A 17,999-nucleotide genomic window follows, 5' to 3' on the forward strand; every position below is an offset into this window, starting at 1 on the left:
TCACTCCGTTGGTTCGCCCCAGCGGTCCTTCAGATGCTGAATGATCTGATCGCGGGTCTGTCGGTAGTGATGTAACTTTTCCTCGCGGCTTTCGCCCAGCCCGGTAGGGTCCATTATTGGCCAATAATCGACATCCAGATGAAAAACCCGCGTCAAATCCAGCGCACGGCGCTGGCTGGCCGGCGACAGCGCTACAATCAGATCGAACGAGCTGAGGTCGTCGCCCCATTCCTGCATTTCATCGAACGACCGGGACCGGTGACGTGAAAGCTCGACGTCAATTTCATGACAGACCGAAATGCAAAAGCCATCGATCTCAAGATCGTTGTGCACCCCGGCGGATTGCACATAGGTGCCGGTGCCATAAAACTTCTTCATGATGCCTTCGGCCATCGGAGATCGGACCGAATTGTGGTCGCAACAGAACAAGATGGACTGCGGCAGAGACGTCACCCGTCACCCCCCGAAATGCAATACGCAGATCAACGTGAACAGGCGACGGGCTGTGTCTGAATCAACTTCGGCCTTGCCTTCCAGACGTTCCTGCAACACCCGACTGCCTTCATTGTGGATACCGCGCCGGGCCATATCGATGGTTTCGATCTGGCTGGGCGGCAAAGTCTTTACGGCGTCGAAATAGCTTTCACAGATCTGGAAGTAGTCCTTGACCACCTGCCTGAATGGTCCAAGGGACAGATGGAACTCGGCCGCTTTTTCTTCGGCTTCGGTGGCAATGTCGAAGACCAAACGCTTGTCACGGATCGAGAGTTGCACATGATACGGCCCTTCCGGAACCACACGATCATCGCGTTTGGGCAGCGCGAAAGCGTTATCCTCAAGCAGATCATAGATTGCCACTTTGCGCTCCTGCTCGATCTCGGGAGTCGGCGGGGGCAAGTTTCTATCATCCAGTTCGATGTGCGAAATTCGGGTCATGGTCGTTTGGTCCGTTCAGGTCGGGACAGACTTATCCCAATGGAAATAAATGGGCAACGCAGTGACCGCCCGTCCGACGAAAATCGTCAAAGCGGGTGTTCGGACGGATCTATTCCGTGTTTGCGCAACAGCGTATCGACCAGTGAACCAGAGTTGATTTGGCGGCCAAGAAAGATCTTTCGGAACCAGGATCCAAAAAAATGGACAGACATCTGTTGGTCCCACTTCAGAAAATCCAGTTTGGAAAGGTCGGGGTCATTCCAAAGGCCGCGATATCGCAATGGGATAGGATAGAGGACCGACCTGTGCACAGCCATCTCATGCTCTGGTGTGCCATAAAGAAAGTGAAACAGCATGGGCGGACCAAAGCTGAAAATTGGCAGGCTCCAATAAGTCGACCCGTTGAACATTTGGCGGTAGGTTTCCTTTTGCTCTTGTGTCCACCATGGCGGCACCAGATCGCTGTCAAAAGCATATTTGCACATGGCCTGCAGCCCCGGACTGTCGCTGGGCAACGCAAGTACACCGTTCATGATCCGTTGTTTCTTGAGGTTCGCATTCGGAAAAAGATACCCGTTCTTTGTCTCGAATGGCCGGACCGCATAAGCATCCGCATCGGCCCAGATATAGTTGGTTTTTTGCATCAACTGCAGACGGAAAAGATCTGCATGAACGGCCACGGATCGGGTTATCGGATCGCGGTAGATCTCGGGAGTATCATAAATTTCGCGGGCATCGCGCGGCTCGATATAATCCGGAATGTCTTCAAGATCGCCATAGTGATAGACGATTGGCTTCTGGTCGACATCGGCGAAGGACTTCAGGCACAGATGTTCCAAAAAGCTAAAGCGCTTACCGATCCAGAGGGTCGCCACACGTTCCAAATCAACCTCCTTTAGATCCGGTCGCACATAAAGAGCGCCGCAATTTGCCCCTTGATTTCAAGCCCTATCGGGGAAAATCGGATGAGGTAATTGCAGGTGTGACCCTCTGACCATAGGTGATCAACCGTTCAATCGCTTCAACCGTGCGGTCACGGACAGCCCGTGCGCCTCGAGGCTTTCCGACTGCGCAAGTTGCTCTGCCGCTGGCCCGATTGCCCGCAGGGCTTCGGGTGTCATCTGGCTGAGCGTCGTGCGTTTCAGGAAATCCATCACACTCAGACCGGAAGAAAAACGCGCCGACCGAGCAGTGGGTAGGACGTGATTAGGCCCACCAACATAATCCCCGATTGCCTCGGGTGTGTATTGACCAAGAAAGATTGCACCTGCGTGAATTGTCTTTTCGCTCAGAGCGACGGGATCTGCGACGCATAGCTCAAGGTGTTCCGGGGCAATTCGGTTCGACAGAGAGGCTGCCTCATCCAGACTGCCCACAGTGATCACCGCACCAAAATCGCGCCAGCTGGCACCTGCAATCGCCCGGCGCTGCAGAGTTTCAAGACGTTTGTCTACGGCTTGCGCCACAGCCCGCCCAAATTCAGCACTATCCGTGATCAGGATCGACTGAGCACTTTCGTCATGCTCAGCCTGGCTGAGCAGGTCCAGCGCGATCCAATCCGGATCGTTATCCTTGTCGGCAATGACCAGAATCTCGGACGGGCCCGCAATCATGTCGATGCCGACCTTGCCAAAGACACGGCGCTTGGCTGCGGCGACAAAGGCGTTTCCGGGGCCTGTGATCTTGTCCACCGCTGCAATGGTATCTGTTCCATAGGCCAGTGCCGCAATCGCCTGCGCCCCGCCGATGCGATAGACCGTAGTCACGCCTGACAGGCGCGCGGCCAAAAGGACCAGAGGGTTCGCCTGACCGTCTGGGGTGGGCACGGCGATGGCCAGACGCTCGACCCCTGCGACATTGGCCGGGATCGCGTTCATCAGAACCGACGACGGATACGAGGCCAGCCCTCCCGGCACATACAGCCCCGCCGCAGACACTGCGGACCAGCGCCAGCCAAGGGTCGCCCCGGCCTCATCCGTCCATTGGTGATCGGCGGGCATCTGTTTCTCGTGATAGGCCCGGATGCGTTCGGCTGCCAGTTCGAGCGCCTGACGATCCGCGTCCGAGACCTGCGCAATGGCGGCGTCGATTTCCTCTGCCGAAAAGGCCAGCGTATCCGGTGTCAGCTCTAACCGGTCGAATTTGGCCGTCAGTTCGATTACCGCCTCATCCCCACGGACCCGCACATCGTCAATGATCTGCGCGACGATGGCATCCACATCCGGGCTGTCTTCGCGCTTGGCCGACAGCAGGGTTTGAAAAGCGGCTTCAAACTCGGGCGACGTGGTGTCTAGAAAAACGGGCATGATCTGGCACTCCGTGGCGTTTCACCGGGTCATATCGCCGGGATGGGCTGTCCTCAACCCTGAGTCCACCGGGTGCAGCGATTTGCGCATCTCAAAACAGGATATGCTTTTGCGCGCCGCGCAGCCGCCAGTCGGTTTCCAGCCATGCCGGATATAAAACGCCTGGGCCGTCCGTGTCCCCTCAAGCTGTGCCTCGGTGCAACCGGCAGCGGCCAGTTCCTGTTCCAGCCGGGCCAACAACGCGCTTCCCACCCCAAGACCGGTATGAGCCGGGTCGATATAGAGCAGCGTGATCTCGCCGCCCTCACGCAATCCGCCGACAGCCGCAACCTGACCTGCGCGCTCGGCCAGCCAAATCTGCGCTCCGGCCTTGATCCAACCCCGAATGGTCTCCGGGTCTTTATTGGCGGTCCATTCCGCAACGGCCTGTGGATCATCGCCATGATCCACCCGGCACAGCTGCGTGATCGAACGGATCAGTACGCGGCTTAAATCAAAGACATCAAACACGGTCGCGCGGCGCAACATCAGACCAGCGGGTGGTTCTGAGAAGGCCTGCGCGATACCGCGCTTATTCTGCATGATGCGGTGCTTGCCCCGACGGCGCCTGATACGGGCGGGTCACATCTTTGAGCGTGACGTCTATTGCCTCGACCGACAGGCGGATCGCGCCATCACCGGCCAATGTCAGCAAAATCTGACCCGCGCCGTCTTCGCCGGGTTCAAAATCGACCGAAAGCAAGGACATCACCAAATCCTTCTCGCTACGGTCGATACCCTGGCTGGCCACGGTTAGAACGGAAGCGAACACCAGCACAGACTGCACCCTTTCGAATGGACGGCCCCGGCGCGTGGCCGCATCCTTGTCCTCCCAGCGGAAACGGTTCAGCAACAGGCCAAAGCGGCGCTGCGACGGATGCCAGGTCATTTCGGATACGGGGAACACTGCATCCTGTGTCAAAGTCGAGATCACCCGAAGGTCATCCCCATCCTCTGCACCCAGATTCAGTGGAGCCTCACGCCCATCGTGGAAACTTGCGTCTGTCATTGGTCTTTGATCCGTTCAATTTTGGCGCCCACGCCTTCCAACTTGCGCACAACATGCTCATACCCACGATCCAGATGATAGACCCTGCTGACAGTTGTTTCACCTTCAGCAGCCAGCCCCGCCAGTATCAGCGAAACCGAAGCACGCAGATCTGTCGCCATAACCGGCGCGCCCTTCAGACGTTCGACACCAGTCACGGTTGCCGTGCCACCGTGCACTTCGATATTCGCGCCCATCCGCACCAATTCGGGGGCGTGCATGAAACGGTTCTCGAAAATGCGTTCTTCAAGCACCGAGATACCTTCGGCCGTGCACATCAGCGCCATCATCTGGGCCTGCAGGTCGGTCGGAAAACCCGGGAACGGCTCGGTCACGACATCCACGGCTTTGACGCGCCCGTTCTTGCGGGCGACCAAAAGACCGTTTGCTGTTTCCGAGACATTCACGCCCGCCGCATCCAGTTTCCCGGCAAATGATTCCACCAGAGACATCCGCCCGCCCAACAGTTCGACTTCTCCACCACAAATCGCCGGCGCCAGCATATAGGTGCCCAGCTCGATCCGGTCAGTGACTACTTGATGGGTGGCGCCATGCAACCGGTCTACGCCTTGAATTTCGATGGTCGGCGTGCCTTCACCGGAAATCTGGGCACCCATCTTCCTCAGACACTCGACCAAATCGACGATTTCAGGTTCGCGCGCCGCGTTCTTCAGAACCGTTGTGCCTTTAGCCAGCGTGGCCGCCATGACAATGTTCTCGGTCGCGCCCACGGATGCAAATCGCATCTCATGCACGGCACCTTTCAACCCGCCCACAGCTTTGGCATGCAGATACCCGTCCTTAAGCTCAATCTCAGCGCCCAGCGCCTCGAGCCCTTCGACGTGCAGATCCATCGGACGCGCGCCGATTGCACAGCCTCCGGGCAGCGAGACGACTGCCTGCCCGAACCGCGCCAGCAAAGGACCCAGCACAAGGTTTGACGCGCGCATCTTTCGCACGATGTCATAGTCCGCCGTCTGACTGGTCAGGTCGTGGCTGGACATTGCGATCACCTGACCATCCTGCAATGACGACACCTCGGCCCCCAAGGACCGCAGCAAAGCCGTCATCGTCTTGATGTCGCTCAGCCGAGGCGCATTGGTCAGCGTCAGCGGTTCTTCGCTGAGCAAGGTCGCCGGCATCAGCGTCAGACACGCGTTTTTTGCCCCTGCAATCGGTATCTGACCTTTAAGCGGCCCGTTGCCTGTCACCAGAATCGAATCCATCTGCTCTTATCCCTCGTCTTTGTCGGCTTTGCCGTTCTGGGTTGCCCGCGCCTTAGCCTGCGCCTTACGCCGCGCCATATTCGCCTTGAGCGCCGCTTTCAGCCGCTCTTCGCGCACATCGCCGGATCTGCCGTGTTTTTTAGGTGTATTTTTTTCTGCCATAACCTTTCTCTACAGGAGGCGAAAAAAACCGTCCAGACACCCTTGCGCCGCGTTTCGTTTGAGTCTAATCACCCGCCCACAGCGCTGCTGTAGCTCAGAGGTAGAGCACTCCCTTGGTAAGGGAGAGGTCGAGAGTTCAATTCTCTCCAGCAGCACCATAAAATCAATAATTTACGAGATTTACTCTGCTGGCACCACATAAGTGGCGACCACATGGCGACCACGCCTTAGCAAAATACGTCCGTTGTTAACGTCGCATGGTCGGGGCCTTGCCTTCATAGACGAGCTCCACCCCCCGCCCCTTGGCACCCCTTCAGCTGATCGAACGCAAGCCTGTGAGCCTCTCACACTTTCTGTGACGCGTTTTTCCAAGGCTACTTTTATTGGGGTAGGTCCACTATCTGTTGGTTGGAGCCCGTCGAACTAGAGTTTTGGGTTCGAGTATCCCTTCGCACCAATAGCGGACGTTCAGGAAATTTGATTTTATGTCCGCATTGCGGGACAAAGCGGACTTGTGCATGTGCGGCTATTGCTGACGCAGAATTTGCTCGCATGTGCGGCGGACACGTCGCTGCGATGCAGCTGATATCGCCAAAGCGGCCATTGCCGAGTGGTCTTAGAGGCCTGGTTCAAAACTGCACTTTCGTTGCAATGGCGCAACAGAGGACTAAGTGACCAGCTGCTCTTTCGGTTTCGCGTAGTCGTCTCAACCCCAAGCATGCCCGGCTGATCGGTCACCTGAAGCGGTTTGCCACCGGTCTCTACCGGCAAATATCTCATTTTGCGTCCTTCGGAGATCTGATGAGCCATGACAACAAAAGCGGTGCCAAAGCGAGGGCAAGCATGACCCGAAAGACATGATGCACACCGACAAAAGCCACGTCACGATCATAGCTCAGCGCGATAATTGACATTTCCGCCAGCCCGCCGGGCGCATAGGCAAGAACCAACGAAACCGGATCAACACCAACCCCTTGTGCGACCAGAAGCGCTGCGGTGAAGGCCGTGCCGATTTGAACGCCGACGACTATGAAGGCCGCGCCAAACGAAGCAGTCAGGCTCTTGAGCGGGGCACCTGCGAAACGCCCACCTACGTTGATTCCGATGAAAACCTGGATGACGATTGTAATTGACCCTGGAACGTTGAAATCCGACGCCCCCGAGAGGTGCAGCGCCGCGCTGATCAGCATCGGCACAATCACGATGGGCGCGGGCAACCTTCGCCAGCCGCGCGCGAAGAGTCCCGCGAGAATGCAGATCACAATCCACAGCCAGTCCTGTCCCGTCAGGGTCGCAACATTCATCGATGCGTTGCCTGCGGCTGGTTCAATCGTCGCAATCTGGCTGATCAACACGGGGATGAACAGGATCGCAAGGGCAATCCGAAGCGCGTGTATAATTGCAACGCGGGTCTGATCTGCGCCCTCTCGGTCAGACAGCAACACCATCTCTGCAATGCCTCCGGGCATCGCGCAAAGGGCAGCGGTTGTCGCCTCAAACCGCAAGATCTTGCGCAGGAAAAGGAATCCTGCCGCAAACATCACCGCAAGAGACAGGATCAAACAAAGTAATGTCGGCCACCAGGTTCCAACGGATGAAATCAATTCACTGGTAAAAGCGGCCCCCAGCATCACGCCGATGGAGGCGCGTATGATATTGAGCAGCAAACTGGGGGTTTGAACTGGCAAACGGGCCAGCGAGGCCGCCGCCGTCGCCAACATAGACCCGATCATCCAGCCCAGAGGCAGGCCGGTGCGCGAAACCACCCATCCAGCGATGCTTGCAGCGGCTATCGTCGCAAAGAGAAAGCAATATGAGCTTTGTCGCAAAATCAGACCAGTTGCTCTTTGCTGAGCAACACCCCGTCCGCATCACCATAAACCCAATCGTTCGGCTCAAACGTGACGCCACCAAATCCAATCTTTTGACCAACTTTGCCCCAGCCTTCTTTTGCGCTTTTTACCGGGCTTGTCCCAAGCGCAAATACCAGCGTATCCATCTGGTCAATCTCGATACTGTCACGTATCGCTGCATTCAAAATCAGACCGGTCCAGCCATTCTTGATTGCCAACCCGGCCAGAATGTCGCCCAGAATTGCAATACGGGTGGACGCGCCTCCATCGACAACCAGCACGCGCCCCTCACCCGGAGTTTCCAGCTGAGCGCGCACTTCAGTATTGTCCTCGAAACACTTCACCGTCTGCACCTGAGCCGCAAAATTGGTGCGGGTCCCGAAACGGCGAAAAGGCAGATGCACTAATGCAAGGTCGTTCGCATGGTTATCAATCAGATCAGCGGTTTTCATATCGGCCTCACATATTTGAGTAAGTTGCTCTTAGGTCGGCCACGTCGGCCTCGCTCAAAAAGCGCGTCTTTCGACCGCGCAACGCCACAAGAAGCTTGGCGGTTTCTTCCAGCTCTTCTGCTGCGCACACTGCAGAGAACAGATCTTTGGCCGACACCACAGGGCCGTGGTTGGCGAGCAGAACAGCGCTGTAGGCACCCTTCAGATCGCGGATCAGATCACCTGATTTCGGATCGCCCGGCTTGACATAGGGCACTAATTTCACCGTGCCGACCCGCATCACAACATAGGGTGTCAGCGGTGGGATGCAGTCATCAGGATTGGTGTCTTCCAAACAAGATAGCGCGGTCGCCCAAGTCGAATGAAGGTGCACCACGGCACCAGCCTGCTGGCGGGTTTCATAAAAGGCCTGATGCAAAAAGACCTCTTTGGTAGGCCGGTCGCCTGCGACATGGTTGCCCTCTAGGTCGATCTTGCTGATCCGGTCGAGGTCAATCGCGCCCAAGGTGGAGTTAGTCGGAGTCATCAGGATGCCATCAGGCAGACGGGCCGAAACATTGCCTGCCGTGCCGACAGAGAAGCCCCGGTTGAACAGCGACGCACAAAGGTCCGACATCTGTTGGCGGAGTTCTGCTTCGGTGTTCACTTTTGCCCCTCCATCATGCGCAGTGCTTTGGTGAAAAAATCGGGCGCGCCAAAATTGCCTGATTTCAGCGCAAGCGAGATCGGTTGATCGTCGCCCAAGGTCAGAACCGGAACACCCGGATCGATCTCTGCGCCGATGCGCATCGCGGGTGCGCCTAGTTCGTCGGCTACGGCCTGCGCCACTGCTCCAGAAGTTTCGCCTCCTGCAACCACGATTCGGCGATACCCGCGCTGCACCAGTGCACGTGCCGTATCGGCAAACAGATCGTCCAGTTTCGTAGCTACGGCCTCGCGACCAAACTTGGTCTGGATATCTTTCACCTCTTTGGGTGTGCCAGAGGAATAGATCAGAGGAGCGTTTCCCGTATTGTCGACGATGAAGGTCAACAGGTCATCCTTGGTGATAGTATCGTTCATGACACCGGGCACGTCGATGGCAAAGGTCGGATGAGACTTCTGGTGTTCGGCCAGCTGGCCTCGCGTGGCCCCAGAACAAGAGCCCGCCAGAATGGCTTCGGGTCCTGATGTACCCTCGGCAGTCGGCGCGTTGGGTTCGGCCATCCCGTTGCGAATGAAGTTGCGCGGCAAGCCCAATGCAATGCCGGAGCCGCCCGTTACCAAAGATGCCCCCTGAAGCGCTTCGGCTAAGATCAGAAGATGCTGATCCGTCACGGCATCGGCCACGAGAAATTTTTCAGATGCGCCAACAATTGCGGCCCGCACCTGCTCAGACCCCATCGATACAGTTGAAAGTGGCACGTGCCCGACCGAATTTTTGGTTTGCTGACGCAACCAGCGACGTAAGTCAGGATCGGTCATTGGGGTCAACGGGTGGTTCTGCATCCCGCTTTCGCTCAGCAACACGTCGCCCACGAAGAGGTGCCCCTGGTAGACCGTGCGTCCGGTTGCCGGAAAGGCCGGACAGACGACAACTCTCTGCGCATCCAGCGCAGCGCTCAAGGCGTCGGCAACCGGGCCTATATTGCCCTTGGGCGTAGAATCGAAGGTGGAGCAGTACTTAAAAAGGATTTGTTTACAGCCCTGATCCAATAGCCAGCCAAGCGCCTCGAGGCTTTCGCTTACTGCATCTTCTACCGCATTCGAGCGCGACTTCAAGCTGACAATCCCGGCGTCGATATCCGATGCTGCGGCCCCCGTCGGCACACCAGGATATTGGGCGGTACGTAGCCCACCTTCAGCGTCAACGCCCTTGGCCAGCGTGTTGGCGACATCGCTGCCACCCGTGAAATCATCCGCGATAACGCCGATCAACATGGCTGAACCTCTTATTTCTGTTCGATCCGGCGGCGGATTTCTTCAATCGCAGCCTCCGGGCTGGTCAATACTGGAATATCCGTGCGAGCACGCACCGCATCCACGGCACCAGCCATGGAAAACTGGGCCAGCAGAATGACATCGGCGTCTTCAACTGTGGCGGCAGTGTCGGCAATCAAACGATTATGGGCACCATCATCGCCTGCTTTCTTTGCATCAAGCGCACCATCGCAGAAAATCGACGAGATCTGCGCAGTGCTGCCCTTTTCGCGGGCCGCCTCGCGGAATTCATCCTCCATCCCACCGGCGGCTGGTGGGAAGGTATAGAGCATCACAACACAGTCCCCGTAGGAAAACGCCGTATCGAACATAGCTTCGTTGGGTTTCATGACAGGGATGTTAGATTCAAAGTCTGCTCGCTCGATGGCCGAGCCAAATGCCGAACAGGTAAACAAAACTCCGTCTGCTCCAGCTGCTTCTGCATAACGCGACAAATCGACGATCCGGCGAACGAGATCACCTGACAACTCGGCCGATTTCGCCCGATCAACAGACAACCCCTCTTCGAGTATCGAAATTGTCTCAGCTTCGGGCCACAGCTTCGCCGCCGCTTCTTCGATCGGGTCTATTGCCACTTTCGTGGCGTGTATCAGGGCAACTCGAGGATGGTCAGCCATTGGATTTCTCTTGATAACTCGGCGACGCTGTAAGAGTGCAGCGCCGCCGGTAAATGCGGACGATTTGCCCGCAGGGAGGAACTCTAGGCAGCGATGCTTTCTCTCGCCACCGTCTCGGCGACAAGGGAGCCGAAAGAATCACAGTTAACGGAACCACCCAAATCGCGCGTTCGCTTCGCTGGATCATCAATCACTGTATCAACCGCCTCTGCAATCGCGTTACCAGCATCCATCAACTTCTGGATGCCGCGCTGTTCACCCAGCCAGGTCAGCATCATGGCAGCTGACAAGATCAAAGATGTCGGGTTGGCCACGTTCTGTCCCTGGATATCTGGTGCCGATCCGTGTTGTGCCTGGGCGCAGCACAGTCCAGTTTCTGCATTGGCATTGATCGACCCGGCAAGACCGAGGGATCCAGACAGTTCCGACGCCAGATCCGACAAGATATCGCCGTAGAAGTTGGTAGCGACCACAACGTCATACACTTCTGGTTTGCGCACCAGTAAAGCGGCGAAGGCGTCGACGATCAACTCCTCGGTTTCGACCTCTGGGAAGTCTTTTGCCACCTCGCGGAAGCAATCCAAGAACAGCCCGTCGGTCATCAGAAAAGAGTTCGCCTTGTGGATGGCAGCGATTTTCTTGTTGCGCTGCATCGCCAGTTTGAAGCCTTCGCGACAGATACGCATAGAGCCATGTCGTGTGATCTTGCGCACCGACAACGCCATGTCGGGATCGGGCATCATCTCACCAACGCCTCTAAACATGTTGCGATCGGGGTAGAATCCCTCGGTCGCCTCACGCATAATAACCAAATCCATACCGGGTGCTTTGTTCGGGATGAAGCTTCGGGTGCGTGCAGGGCGCACGTTTGCATAGAGGTCAAGGCCAATGCGGAAACCAGCAGAAACGTTGCGACCTCCTTCGGCCAAGGGTGGGTAGTCCATGTGGGACTGAGTGCCCAGGATCACGCCGTCGAATTCCGTGCGTGCCCGGTCCAACACGCTTTCTTGCAAGGTGATACCGTGCTTTTTCAGACTGTCGAAGCCTGAGATCGCTTCCTCAAAAGTCAGCCCTAAATCAAAGCGATTGTTTGCAGCTTCGACAACCTCAAGGGTCGCTGCCATGATTTCCGGCCCAATACCATCGCAAGGCAGTGTCATAATACGCATATCAGTCTCCTATGATTGGCCAGTTAGCCAAATTCTTTGGGGGGCGCCGGCTTAGTCGCCGACGAATTCTTCTTCGTTGCGGGCGGCTTCCATACGCTTCTTCATTCTGCGACCCATCAGCATGGGCAGAACGAAGCCAGCAATTGCGATAAGCCACAGGATGATCGCCAGAGGGCTGCCAACAAGGATGAACCAGTCACCATCGGAGATTGTCATGGCGCGGCGCAGGTTCACTTCCATCTGGTTGCCCAAAAGGATGCCGAGGATCACCGGCACCAACGACACGTCCAGCTTGCGCAAAACCCAACCAGCGACACCGAAGCCAACCATCAACATCACATCAAATGTCGAGCCTGTGATCGAATAGATGCCCACGAAGGAAATCATCGCGACGATCGGCATCAGGATCCGGGTCGGAACCATCAATACTCGGGTAAAGATGCCAACCAGCGGGATGTTCATCGCCAGCAGAATGAAGTTGGCGAGGAACAGCGATGCGATTAGGCCCCAGACAATGTCCGGGCTTTTCTGGAACAAAAGCGGACCCGGTGTAATGTTCAACTGTAGCAGTACTGCGAGCAAAACCGCTGTGGTTCCCGACCCCGGTACACCTAATGCCAACATCGGTACAAGCGCGCCACCGGAGGCAGCATTGTTGCCAGCTTCAGGTGCCGCAACGCCCCTTGGATCACCTTTGCCAAAGGTTTTGCCGTCACGGTCAACTGCTTGCTTTTCTAGCGAGTAAGCCAGAAACGAGCCCAGCGATGCGCCTGCTCCCGGCAGAACGCCCGAGAAAAAACCCAGACCCGTGCCGCGTGCCATCGAGGGGATGCAGCGCTTGATCATTCCGAAATCGGGCATGATGCGGCCAACCTTGGTCACTCCGGCCGAGCCAACGGCACCACCGCGATGATGTTCAAGGAAAATGAACACTTCACTCAGCGCGAACAGGCCGACGATTGCGATCAGGAAGTCGATACCATCGTAGAGATGAATGTGGTCGAACGTGAAACGTTGGGAGCCAGTTTGGCTGTCACTGCCGATCATAGCAATGCCAAGACCAAGCGCTGCTGCAAAGGCTGACTTCGCTTGGTTCGTCGATGAGATCCCACCAAGCGTTGCGAAGGCAACAGTGAACAACACAAAATACTCCGCGGGACCGAACAACAGCGCAATCTTAACCAGCTGGGGAGCCAGAATGACCAGACCGCAAGTTGCCACGAATGCGCCAACAAATGACGCAACGCCCGACAAAGACAGCGCCTCGCCTGCCTTGCCCTGCTGAGCCATTGGATAGCCATCCAAACAGGTCATCATGGCCGGTTCATCGCCGGGGATATTCAAGAGGATCGAAGAGATACGACCGCCATACATTGCGCCGTAGTAAACACTGACAAGCAAGATCAGCGACCCCGTCGGGTCCAGACCCAGTGAGAACGCGATCGGAATCAAGATCGCGACACCATTTGCTGGGCCAAGACCCGGCAGCGCACCCATCAGCGTCCCCAGAAAACACCCGACAACCGCCAGTAGGAGGTTTTGCGGGGTGAGTGCGATTGCAAAACCATCACCAAGAAGAGAAAGGATTTCCATGCCTAGTGCTCCTCAGAAACCAAGTGGACCTTTGGCCAAGGCAAGGCCGAGGATCAGGTGGAAAACGACATAGATACTTACCGATGTGCCGACGCCTGTGACGAGGGACCAAAGGGGTTGCGTCCCTAAGCGCCATGTCAAGTAAGCGGTTGCAAATACAGTAGAAATCAAGAAGCCAAATTCGGGAAGCGCCCAGCTGTAAATGAGCATGACAACAGCGGCGAAGACGATTTCAGCGAACTCGCGCATATGCGGCCATTCCGGTTCGTCATCGGGACGTAAAATGAAATAGAGCGAGCAGATGGCCACGATAGTGCCAACGATGTAAGGAAAAGCACGGGGCCCAACCACATCAACCATAAAGCTGTCTTTGATTGTTGATGCAGCCCAGATGTAAAAGATGGCCAAAGCCAAGCCGAAGCCGCCAAAAATGCGGTCACTCATGTTTCCCTCCCAAGAATTAAGTGAAGTGGGCTGACCCGATGCAGCGGGTCAGCCCTGATGGCATTAGTCGATGATGCCAATCTCTTTCGACAGCTTGGTTACATCTGCGATGCTACCAGCTACGAAGTTGTGCATGTCGTCGCCAAAGTTGTTGAACGGCGCGATTGCGGCGGCTTCGAGGGTCTCTTGGAAGCCCGGGTCAGCAACCATGGTCTGGATCGCATTTGACCAGAACTCTTTCGCTTCGTCCGAGGCACCTGCAGGCATGTAAAGTCCGCGCCAGTTTGCACCTACGACATCATAGCCCAGTTCCTTTGCAGTCGGGATGTCTGGGTAGTTGGCCAAACGCTCTGGCGCCATGATGCCGATGATACGAATGTCACCCGACTCTAGGAAGCCCAGCATCTCAGAGAAATCGCCCGACAGAGCTTCTGTCGCACCTGAAAGCAACCCGGTCATTGCTTCACCGCCACCATCAAACGAGACGTACTTCAGTTGCGTAACGTCTTCCATGCCAGCTTCCTGAGCAACGAGCATCGGTTTAATGTGGTCAAAACTGCCGACAGAAGAGCCGCCAGCAATACCAACAGAACGCGGATCTTCAAGGATCGCGTCCATCATGTCGCTGAGGTCTTGAAATGGTGAGTCTGCACGCACTGCGATGGCACCGTACTCAGCACCGAAGGTCGCGAGGAAGTGCACATCGTCTTGCACGGCCCCCTCATAAATGCCCTGCGCGATACGTGCGCTAGTGGACATTGATGCAGCTACGATCAGATTGTTGTCTTCGTTGCGCTCTTTGGTGACGTGCGCGAAGGCAACACCGCCGCCGCCGCCGGACATATTGGTGACTTGCATCGAGTCTTCGATGACACCCAGATCAAACAGATATTTAGCAGTCGTACGGCAGATGAAATCCCAACCGCCGCCCGGATTAGAAGGTGCGATGCATTGCGGGCTTTCAGCTTTGAATTCAGCCGATGCTGTGCCCACACCGGCCAGCAAGGCAACGGTTGCGAACGCGCTTGCACGAGTAAGTTTCATGAACACGAGTAATTCCTCCCATTTGTTCGTTGTTCGATAGCGCGATTCTCGCACTAGCGTCAGTGATTGCACATTAAGGCACCAAAAGCCAATCCTACTTTGCTTTTATACAGGCAAAAATCCACTTCTGGATGAGCGTCAAGCTAAGCTCAGATGACGACCTGACGCATAACATGCTGTTAAATTGTGCTTTTTACCGCAACCTCGAAGTTTCTGAACCCTACTTGCTTTTTTGCCGCACCACCAAAAACCAATAATTACCACGCGGGATCTGAAAAAAGATGTAGACGAAAATGCAATTTTTTGCTTTTTATTCGCTATAAAGCCAGAATCTTGGAGCGCACTCTTGGCGTGAATCCAATCTGGGAAATGCCAACAAACAGTCGATTGGTGATAAGGGTGCCTGGACGGACAAGCGAGCTTTCAAAAAAAATTTCAAACCGACTTCTGCATGATATCGTGTCTGGCTCTATTCTTGCGGGACAACATATCAGCGCTCAACAGGTTGCCGACAGATACGGTGTTTCACGCACGCCAGTGCGCGAGGCTCTGATCAACCTAGAAAACCAGAGCGTCCTCATCCGGCAAACAAATCGCGGGTATTTTGTTGCAGACAAAATTCCTTCCAAAGTCAACGCAACCTTAGTTGATACGCCACCTGATGGACATGAAGACTATCAAGCACTGGCTAATGACTGGCTGACAAACCAGATCCCCGAGGACGTCACAGAACAATTTCTACGACAACGATACGGCTGGACCAAAACCAAGGTTAACGACCTTTTGGTCAGGGCGTCACGGGAAGGATGGATCGAACGCAAGGAGGGGTATGGATGGCGCTTTTTGCCTGTTGCCAAGACTCCGGAAGCCTTCGACCAAATCTACCGTTTTCGGATGGCAATCGAACCTGTTGCAATGCTCGAACCCACCTTCGAACTCGACCACAGAGTTCTGTCTGAGCAACGGCGGATTCAGGAAGGTATGTTAAACATGGACCTCAACTCCGCTCCGGACGAGTCATTGCTGAAAAACGGTTCGCTGTTCCATGAAGAACTGATCAAACTCTCCGGTAACCCGTTTTTCCTGATGTCATTGCAGAGGGTTAACCGGATGCGCCGTTTGATGGAATACAAGGCTGAAATTAACCGCGATCGCCTGATTGAGCAATGCTCAGAGCATCTAGAGATTCTTTCACTTCTTGAACGCGGAAGTGTTGCCGATGCCTCGTACCGGATGCGCCAGCACCTTAGCGGAGCATTGAAACGCAAATCGCCACTGGCTTGGAGTTGGGCGGCGGACAACCATTCAGAGATCGAACAAAGCCATGTCAAACGACGCTAGAATTGTGCCCACGATCCGCTCGATGGCGCTAGTTGCCCATGATCAAATGAAAGATCCCATGATCGAATGGGCGAATGCGCATAAGCCTGAACTGGAAAGATTAGAACTATTCGGTACCGGCACGACCGGGGGCCGGATAGCCAAAGAAGCGGGATTGCAAATCACTTGCTTAAAGAGCGGCCCGTTGGGAGGCGACGCCCAGATTGGGGCGTTGATAGCAGAAGAGCGTTTAGATGCTTTGGTCTTCCTTATTGATCCGCTTTCTGCCTTGCCCCACGATGTGGATGTGAAGTCGCTTTTGCGGCTAGCCACACTTTATAACACGGCTCTGGCCATCAACCCGGCAAGCGCAACGTTATTGGTACGTGCGGCAAGCATTGAACCGCCTAAAACAGTCTGAGGTTCCTGTCTTTGCAGCCGGAACATCGAAGGAGCGTAGTGATGGCGTGACGTGCCAGAAAGCAGTGGGAAAGAGGAGGATCATGATCCAGCGCGGTTGACTCGTTTGAGTAGCAAAACTGGTGAATAAATCAGAGTTGGCAAAAAATATCGCAGCGATTGCGAGAAAATGCTGCATCGGCAATTACCGCACCTACAAGAGTCCGGTTTGGCCCGCGACTTGATCCTTGCCTTCTAAATTCTTGCTGCGCCAGGATCAAATGGCAGGTATCGCCGCCGCCGAGTAGCATCATAAAGCAAGCATGTGCAGCAGAATTCGTGCTGCGAGCGCAACGGCATCCAAAAACTGGCGCTGGAGGCGGCTTATGGCGTTTAGTGTCCACTCAACCGCGACGATCCGACCTGACAAAGCCAACTTGGGCACGGTGTCCAACGCGATTTACAGATTTGCGGCAAGATCCACAGCAATGGCGAAATCCGTTCTGAAGGCAATACATGCAGCCCGGACGAAGTCGGTTTTGGCGAACATGAGCGATCAGCAATTGGCCGCGATCGGCATCACGCGCTCCGAGATTCTGCAGTACGCGGAACGGCTCATAGCGCAGGAAACAGACGGAAAAAACCAAGACCAATGCGGCGGGCCCCAATCCGAGGATTGCTTGCGAACTTGAACAAGAATTGCTGGTCCTCGCTCCTCCCAGAGTAAGCCAGCAAAAGCAGCGGCGACGAAAAATATCAACAGGGACCGCCAATGCTTTTGGGCCAGCACCTTCACCTCCTCCCGAAGGTGCTGGCCCAACCCACGTCTGCAATCGGAGCGACAAGGCGATGGTCCATCTCGGACATCATCAAGACTTTGCCATTCGCCGACTCTATCCAGCCGACCAAAACGAGATCTGCGATCACTTTCGACGGCTCGACGCCGAAGCTCGACACGCGCGGTTCTGGTGGACTGTCAGCGACGAGCGTCTGACGACCTAAGTTCAGAGCATTCCTCATTATGACAGCATTCTCTGTGGCGCGTTTGCAAAAGGGCGTCAGAGGGGCGTCGCCGAACTCCGCGGTGACGACCAGACCGGATCTACAAAGACGGAAGCCGCCTTTTCTGTCGAACCTGATTGGCAAAACATCGGAATTGGTGATGCGCTGTTCGAGCGCATTATCGCAATCGCGCGGAAGTGGGGTATCAGTTCAATTGAATTGATGTGCCTGCGAGAGAACCGCCGCATGAGGTATCTTGCAGCAAAGCACAATGCTCGGCTGTGCATCGATCAGGGCGTTGCTAAAGCCGTTTTGCATCCAAACTGGTCATCGCCCTCCTCCCAAGCCGCAGAAATCGTTGGTGAAGTCAGGGGATTTCGCTTGTTCATTTGAGTGGGGGGAGAAGCAA

General features: G+C 55.6%; 21 protein-coding genes and 1 tRNA gene. 5 read left to right on the forward strand and 17 right to left on the reverse strand.

All coding sequences use genetic code 11. The features are described 5' to 3' along the window. From FN806_RS16185 to FN806_RS20535, 8 genes are all read right to left on the reverse strand, one after another. Window positions 1–453, reverse strand: coding sequence for an arsenate-mycothiol transferase ArsC (locus FN806_RS16185; protein ID WP_142639018.1), 453 nt, complete (start codon window positions 451–453; stop codon window positions 1–3). A gap of 3 nt (window positions 454–456) precedes the next feature. Continuing rightward, a complete protein-coding gene (locus FN806_RS16190; protein ID WP_142639020.1) occupies window positions 457–936 on the reverse strand; it encodes a UPF0262 family protein in 480 nt (159 codons plus the stop codon). A gap of 86 nt (window positions 937–1,022) precedes the next feature. Beyond that, window positions 1,023–1,820: a hypothetical protein gene (locus FN806_RS16195; protein ID WP_142639021.1), complete on the reverse strand. Its 798-nt coding sequence runs from the start codon at window positions 1,818–1,820 to the stop codon at window positions 1,023–1,025. Between the two features lie 120 nt (window positions 1,821–1,940). Beyond that, window positions 1,941–3,242 (reverse strand): histidinol dehydrogenase, encoded by a 1,302-nt coding sequence (gene hisD / locus FN806_RS16200; protein ID WP_142639023.1) that lies wholly within the window; start codon window positions 3,240–3,242, stop codon window positions 1,941–1,943. A gap of 21 nt (window positions 3,243–3,263) precedes the next feature. Then, the gene (locus tag FN806_RS16205) at window positions 3,264–3,824 is read right to left on the reverse strand and encodes a GNAT family N-acetyltransferase (RefSeq protein WP_142639025.1); all 561 of its coding nucleotides are present in this window, start codon (window positions 3,822–3,824) and stop codon (window positions 3,264–3,266) included. Beyond that, complete coding sequence (locus tag FN806_RS16210) at window positions 3,814–4,290, reverse strand: DUF2948 family protein (RefSeq protein WP_142639027.1); 477 nt, start codon at window positions 4,288–4,290, stop codon at window positions 3,814–3,816. The genes FN806_RS16205 and FN806_RS16210 overlap by 11 nt, the downstream gene beginning before the upstream one ends. After that, on the reverse strand, window positions 4,287–5,555 hold the full coding sequence (gene murA, locus FN806_RS16215) for a UDP-N-acetylglucosamine 1-carboxyvinyltransferase (protein WP_142639029.1): 1,269 nt from the start codon (window positions 5,553–5,555) through the stop codon (window positions 4,287–4,289). Before murA ends, FN806_RS16210 begins: the two co-directional genes overlap by 4 nt. 6 nt (window positions 5,556–5,561) lie before the next feature. Further along, a complete protein-coding gene (locus FN806_RS20535) occupies window positions 5,562–5,717 on the reverse strand; it encodes a hypothetical protein (RefSeq protein WP_185956727.1) in 156 nt (51 codons plus the stop codon). Between the two features lie 83 nt (window positions 5,718–5,800). Here FN806_RS20535 and FN806_RS16220 point away from each other — a divergent pair. After that, a tRNA-Thr gene (locus tag FN806_RS16220) sits at window positions 5,801–5,875 on the forward strand. Window positions 5,876–6,493: 618 nt separating this feature from the next. Here the strand turns inward: FN806_RS16220 and FN806_RS16225 are convergent. The 9 genes from FN806_RS16225 to FN806_RS16265 form a co-directional block, all read right to left on the reverse strand. Next, window positions 6,494–7,546, reverse strand: coding sequence for an AbrB family transcriptional regulator (locus tag FN806_RS16225; RefSeq protein WP_271952447.1), 1,053 nt, complete (start codon window positions 7,544–7,546; stop codon window positions 6,494–6,496). 2 nt (window positions 7,547–7,548) lie between these two features. Next, window positions 7,549–8,022: a ribonuclease E activity regulator RraA gene (gene rraA / locus FN806_RS16230; RefSeq protein WP_142639033.1), complete on the reverse strand. Its 474-nt coding sequence runs from the start codon at window positions 8,020–8,022 to the stop codon at window positions 7,549–7,551. Window positions 8,023–8,029: 7 nt separating this feature from the next. Then, window positions 8,030–8,668 carry a 3-oxo-tetronate 4-phosphate decarboxylase gene (gene otnC, locus FN806_RS16235; protein ID WP_142639035.1) on the reverse strand — a complete coding sequence of 213 codons (639 nt, stop codon included), beginning with the start codon at window positions 8,666–8,668 and terminating at the stop codon, window positions 8,030–8,032. Further along, on the reverse strand, window positions 8,665–9,942 hold the full coding sequence (gene otnK / locus FN806_RS16240) for a 3-oxo-tetronate kinase (RefSeq protein WP_142639037.1): 1,278 nt from the start codon (window positions 9,940–9,942) through the stop codon (window positions 8,665–8,667). The genes otnC and otnK overlap by 4 nt, the downstream gene beginning before the upstream one ends. A gap of 11 nt (window positions 9,943–9,953) precedes the next feature. After that, window positions 9,954–10,619, reverse strand: coding sequence for an aspartate/glutamate racemase family protein (locus FN806_RS16245; RefSeq protein ID WP_142639039.1), 666 nt, complete (start codon window positions 10,617–10,619; stop codon window positions 9,954–9,956). A gap of 83 nt (window positions 10,620–10,702) precedes the next feature. Continuing rightward, window positions 10,703–11,788, reverse strand: coding sequence for an isocitrate/isopropylmalate dehydrogenase family protein (locus FN806_RS16250; RefSeq protein ID WP_142639041.1), 1,086 nt, complete (start codon window positions 11,786–11,788; stop codon window positions 10,703–10,705). A gap of 51 nt (window positions 11,789–11,839) precedes the next feature. Beyond that, entirely contained in the window at window positions 11,840–13,381 is a 1,542-nt protein-coding gene (locus tag FN806_RS16255) for a tripartite tricarboxylate transporter permease (protein ID WP_142639043.1), read from the reverse strand. 12 nt (window positions 13,382–13,393) lie between these two features. Next, on the reverse strand, window positions 13,394–13,825 hold the full coding sequence (locus FN806_RS16260; RefSeq protein WP_142639045.1) for a tripartite tricarboxylate transporter TctB family protein: 432 nt from the start codon (window positions 13,823–13,825) through the stop codon (window positions 13,394–13,396). Window positions 13,826–13,888: 63 nt separating this feature from the next. Next, on the reverse strand, window positions 13,889–14,869 hold the full coding sequence (locus tag FN806_RS16265) for a Bug family tripartite tricarboxylate transporter substrate binding protein (protein WP_142639048.1): 981 nt from the start codon (window positions 14,867–14,869) through the stop codon (window positions 13,889–13,891). Between the two features lie 333 nt (window positions 14,870–15,202). Between FN806_RS16265 and FN806_RS16270 the strand changes: the two genes are divergently transcribed. The 4 genes from FN806_RS16270 (at window position 15,203) to FN806_RS20875 (ending at window position 17,983) form a co-directional block, all read left to right on the forward strand. After that, a complete protein-coding gene (locus FN806_RS16270; protein WP_221929494.1) occupies window positions 15,203–16,210 on the forward strand; it encodes a GntR family transcriptional regulator in 1,008 nt (335 codons plus the stop codon). A 22-nt stretch (window positions 16,211–16,232) separates the two neighbouring features. Further along, window positions 16,233–16,610, forward strand: coding sequence for a methylglyoxal synthase (locus FN806_RS16275; RefSeq protein ID WP_281286288.1), 378 nt, complete (start codon window positions 16,233–16,235; stop codon window positions 16,608–16,610). Window positions 16,611–17,437: 827 nt separating this feature from the next. Continuing rightward, window positions 17,438–17,590 carry a hypothetical protein gene (locus FN806_RS20595; protein ID WP_221929495.1) on the forward strand — a complete coding sequence of 51 codons (153 nt, stop codon included), beginning with the start codon at window positions 17,438–17,440 and terminating at the stop codon, window positions 17,588–17,590. Between the two features lie 27 nt (window positions 17,591–17,617). After that, window positions 17,618–17,983: a GNAT family N-acetyltransferase gene (locus FN806_RS20875; RefSeq protein ID WP_425472023.1), complete on the forward strand. Its 366-nt coding sequence runs from the start codon at window positions 17,618–17,620 to the stop codon at window positions 17,981–17,983. Window positions 17,984–17,999 lie beyond the last annotated feature (16 nt).

The sequence above is a fragment of the Ruegeria faecimaris genome, assembly GCF_900182615.1.
In the GTDB taxonomy this organism is placed as follows: domain Bacteria; phylum Pseudomonadota; class Alphaproteobacteria; order Rhodobacterales; family Rhodobacteraceae; genus Ruegeria; species Ruegeria faecimaris.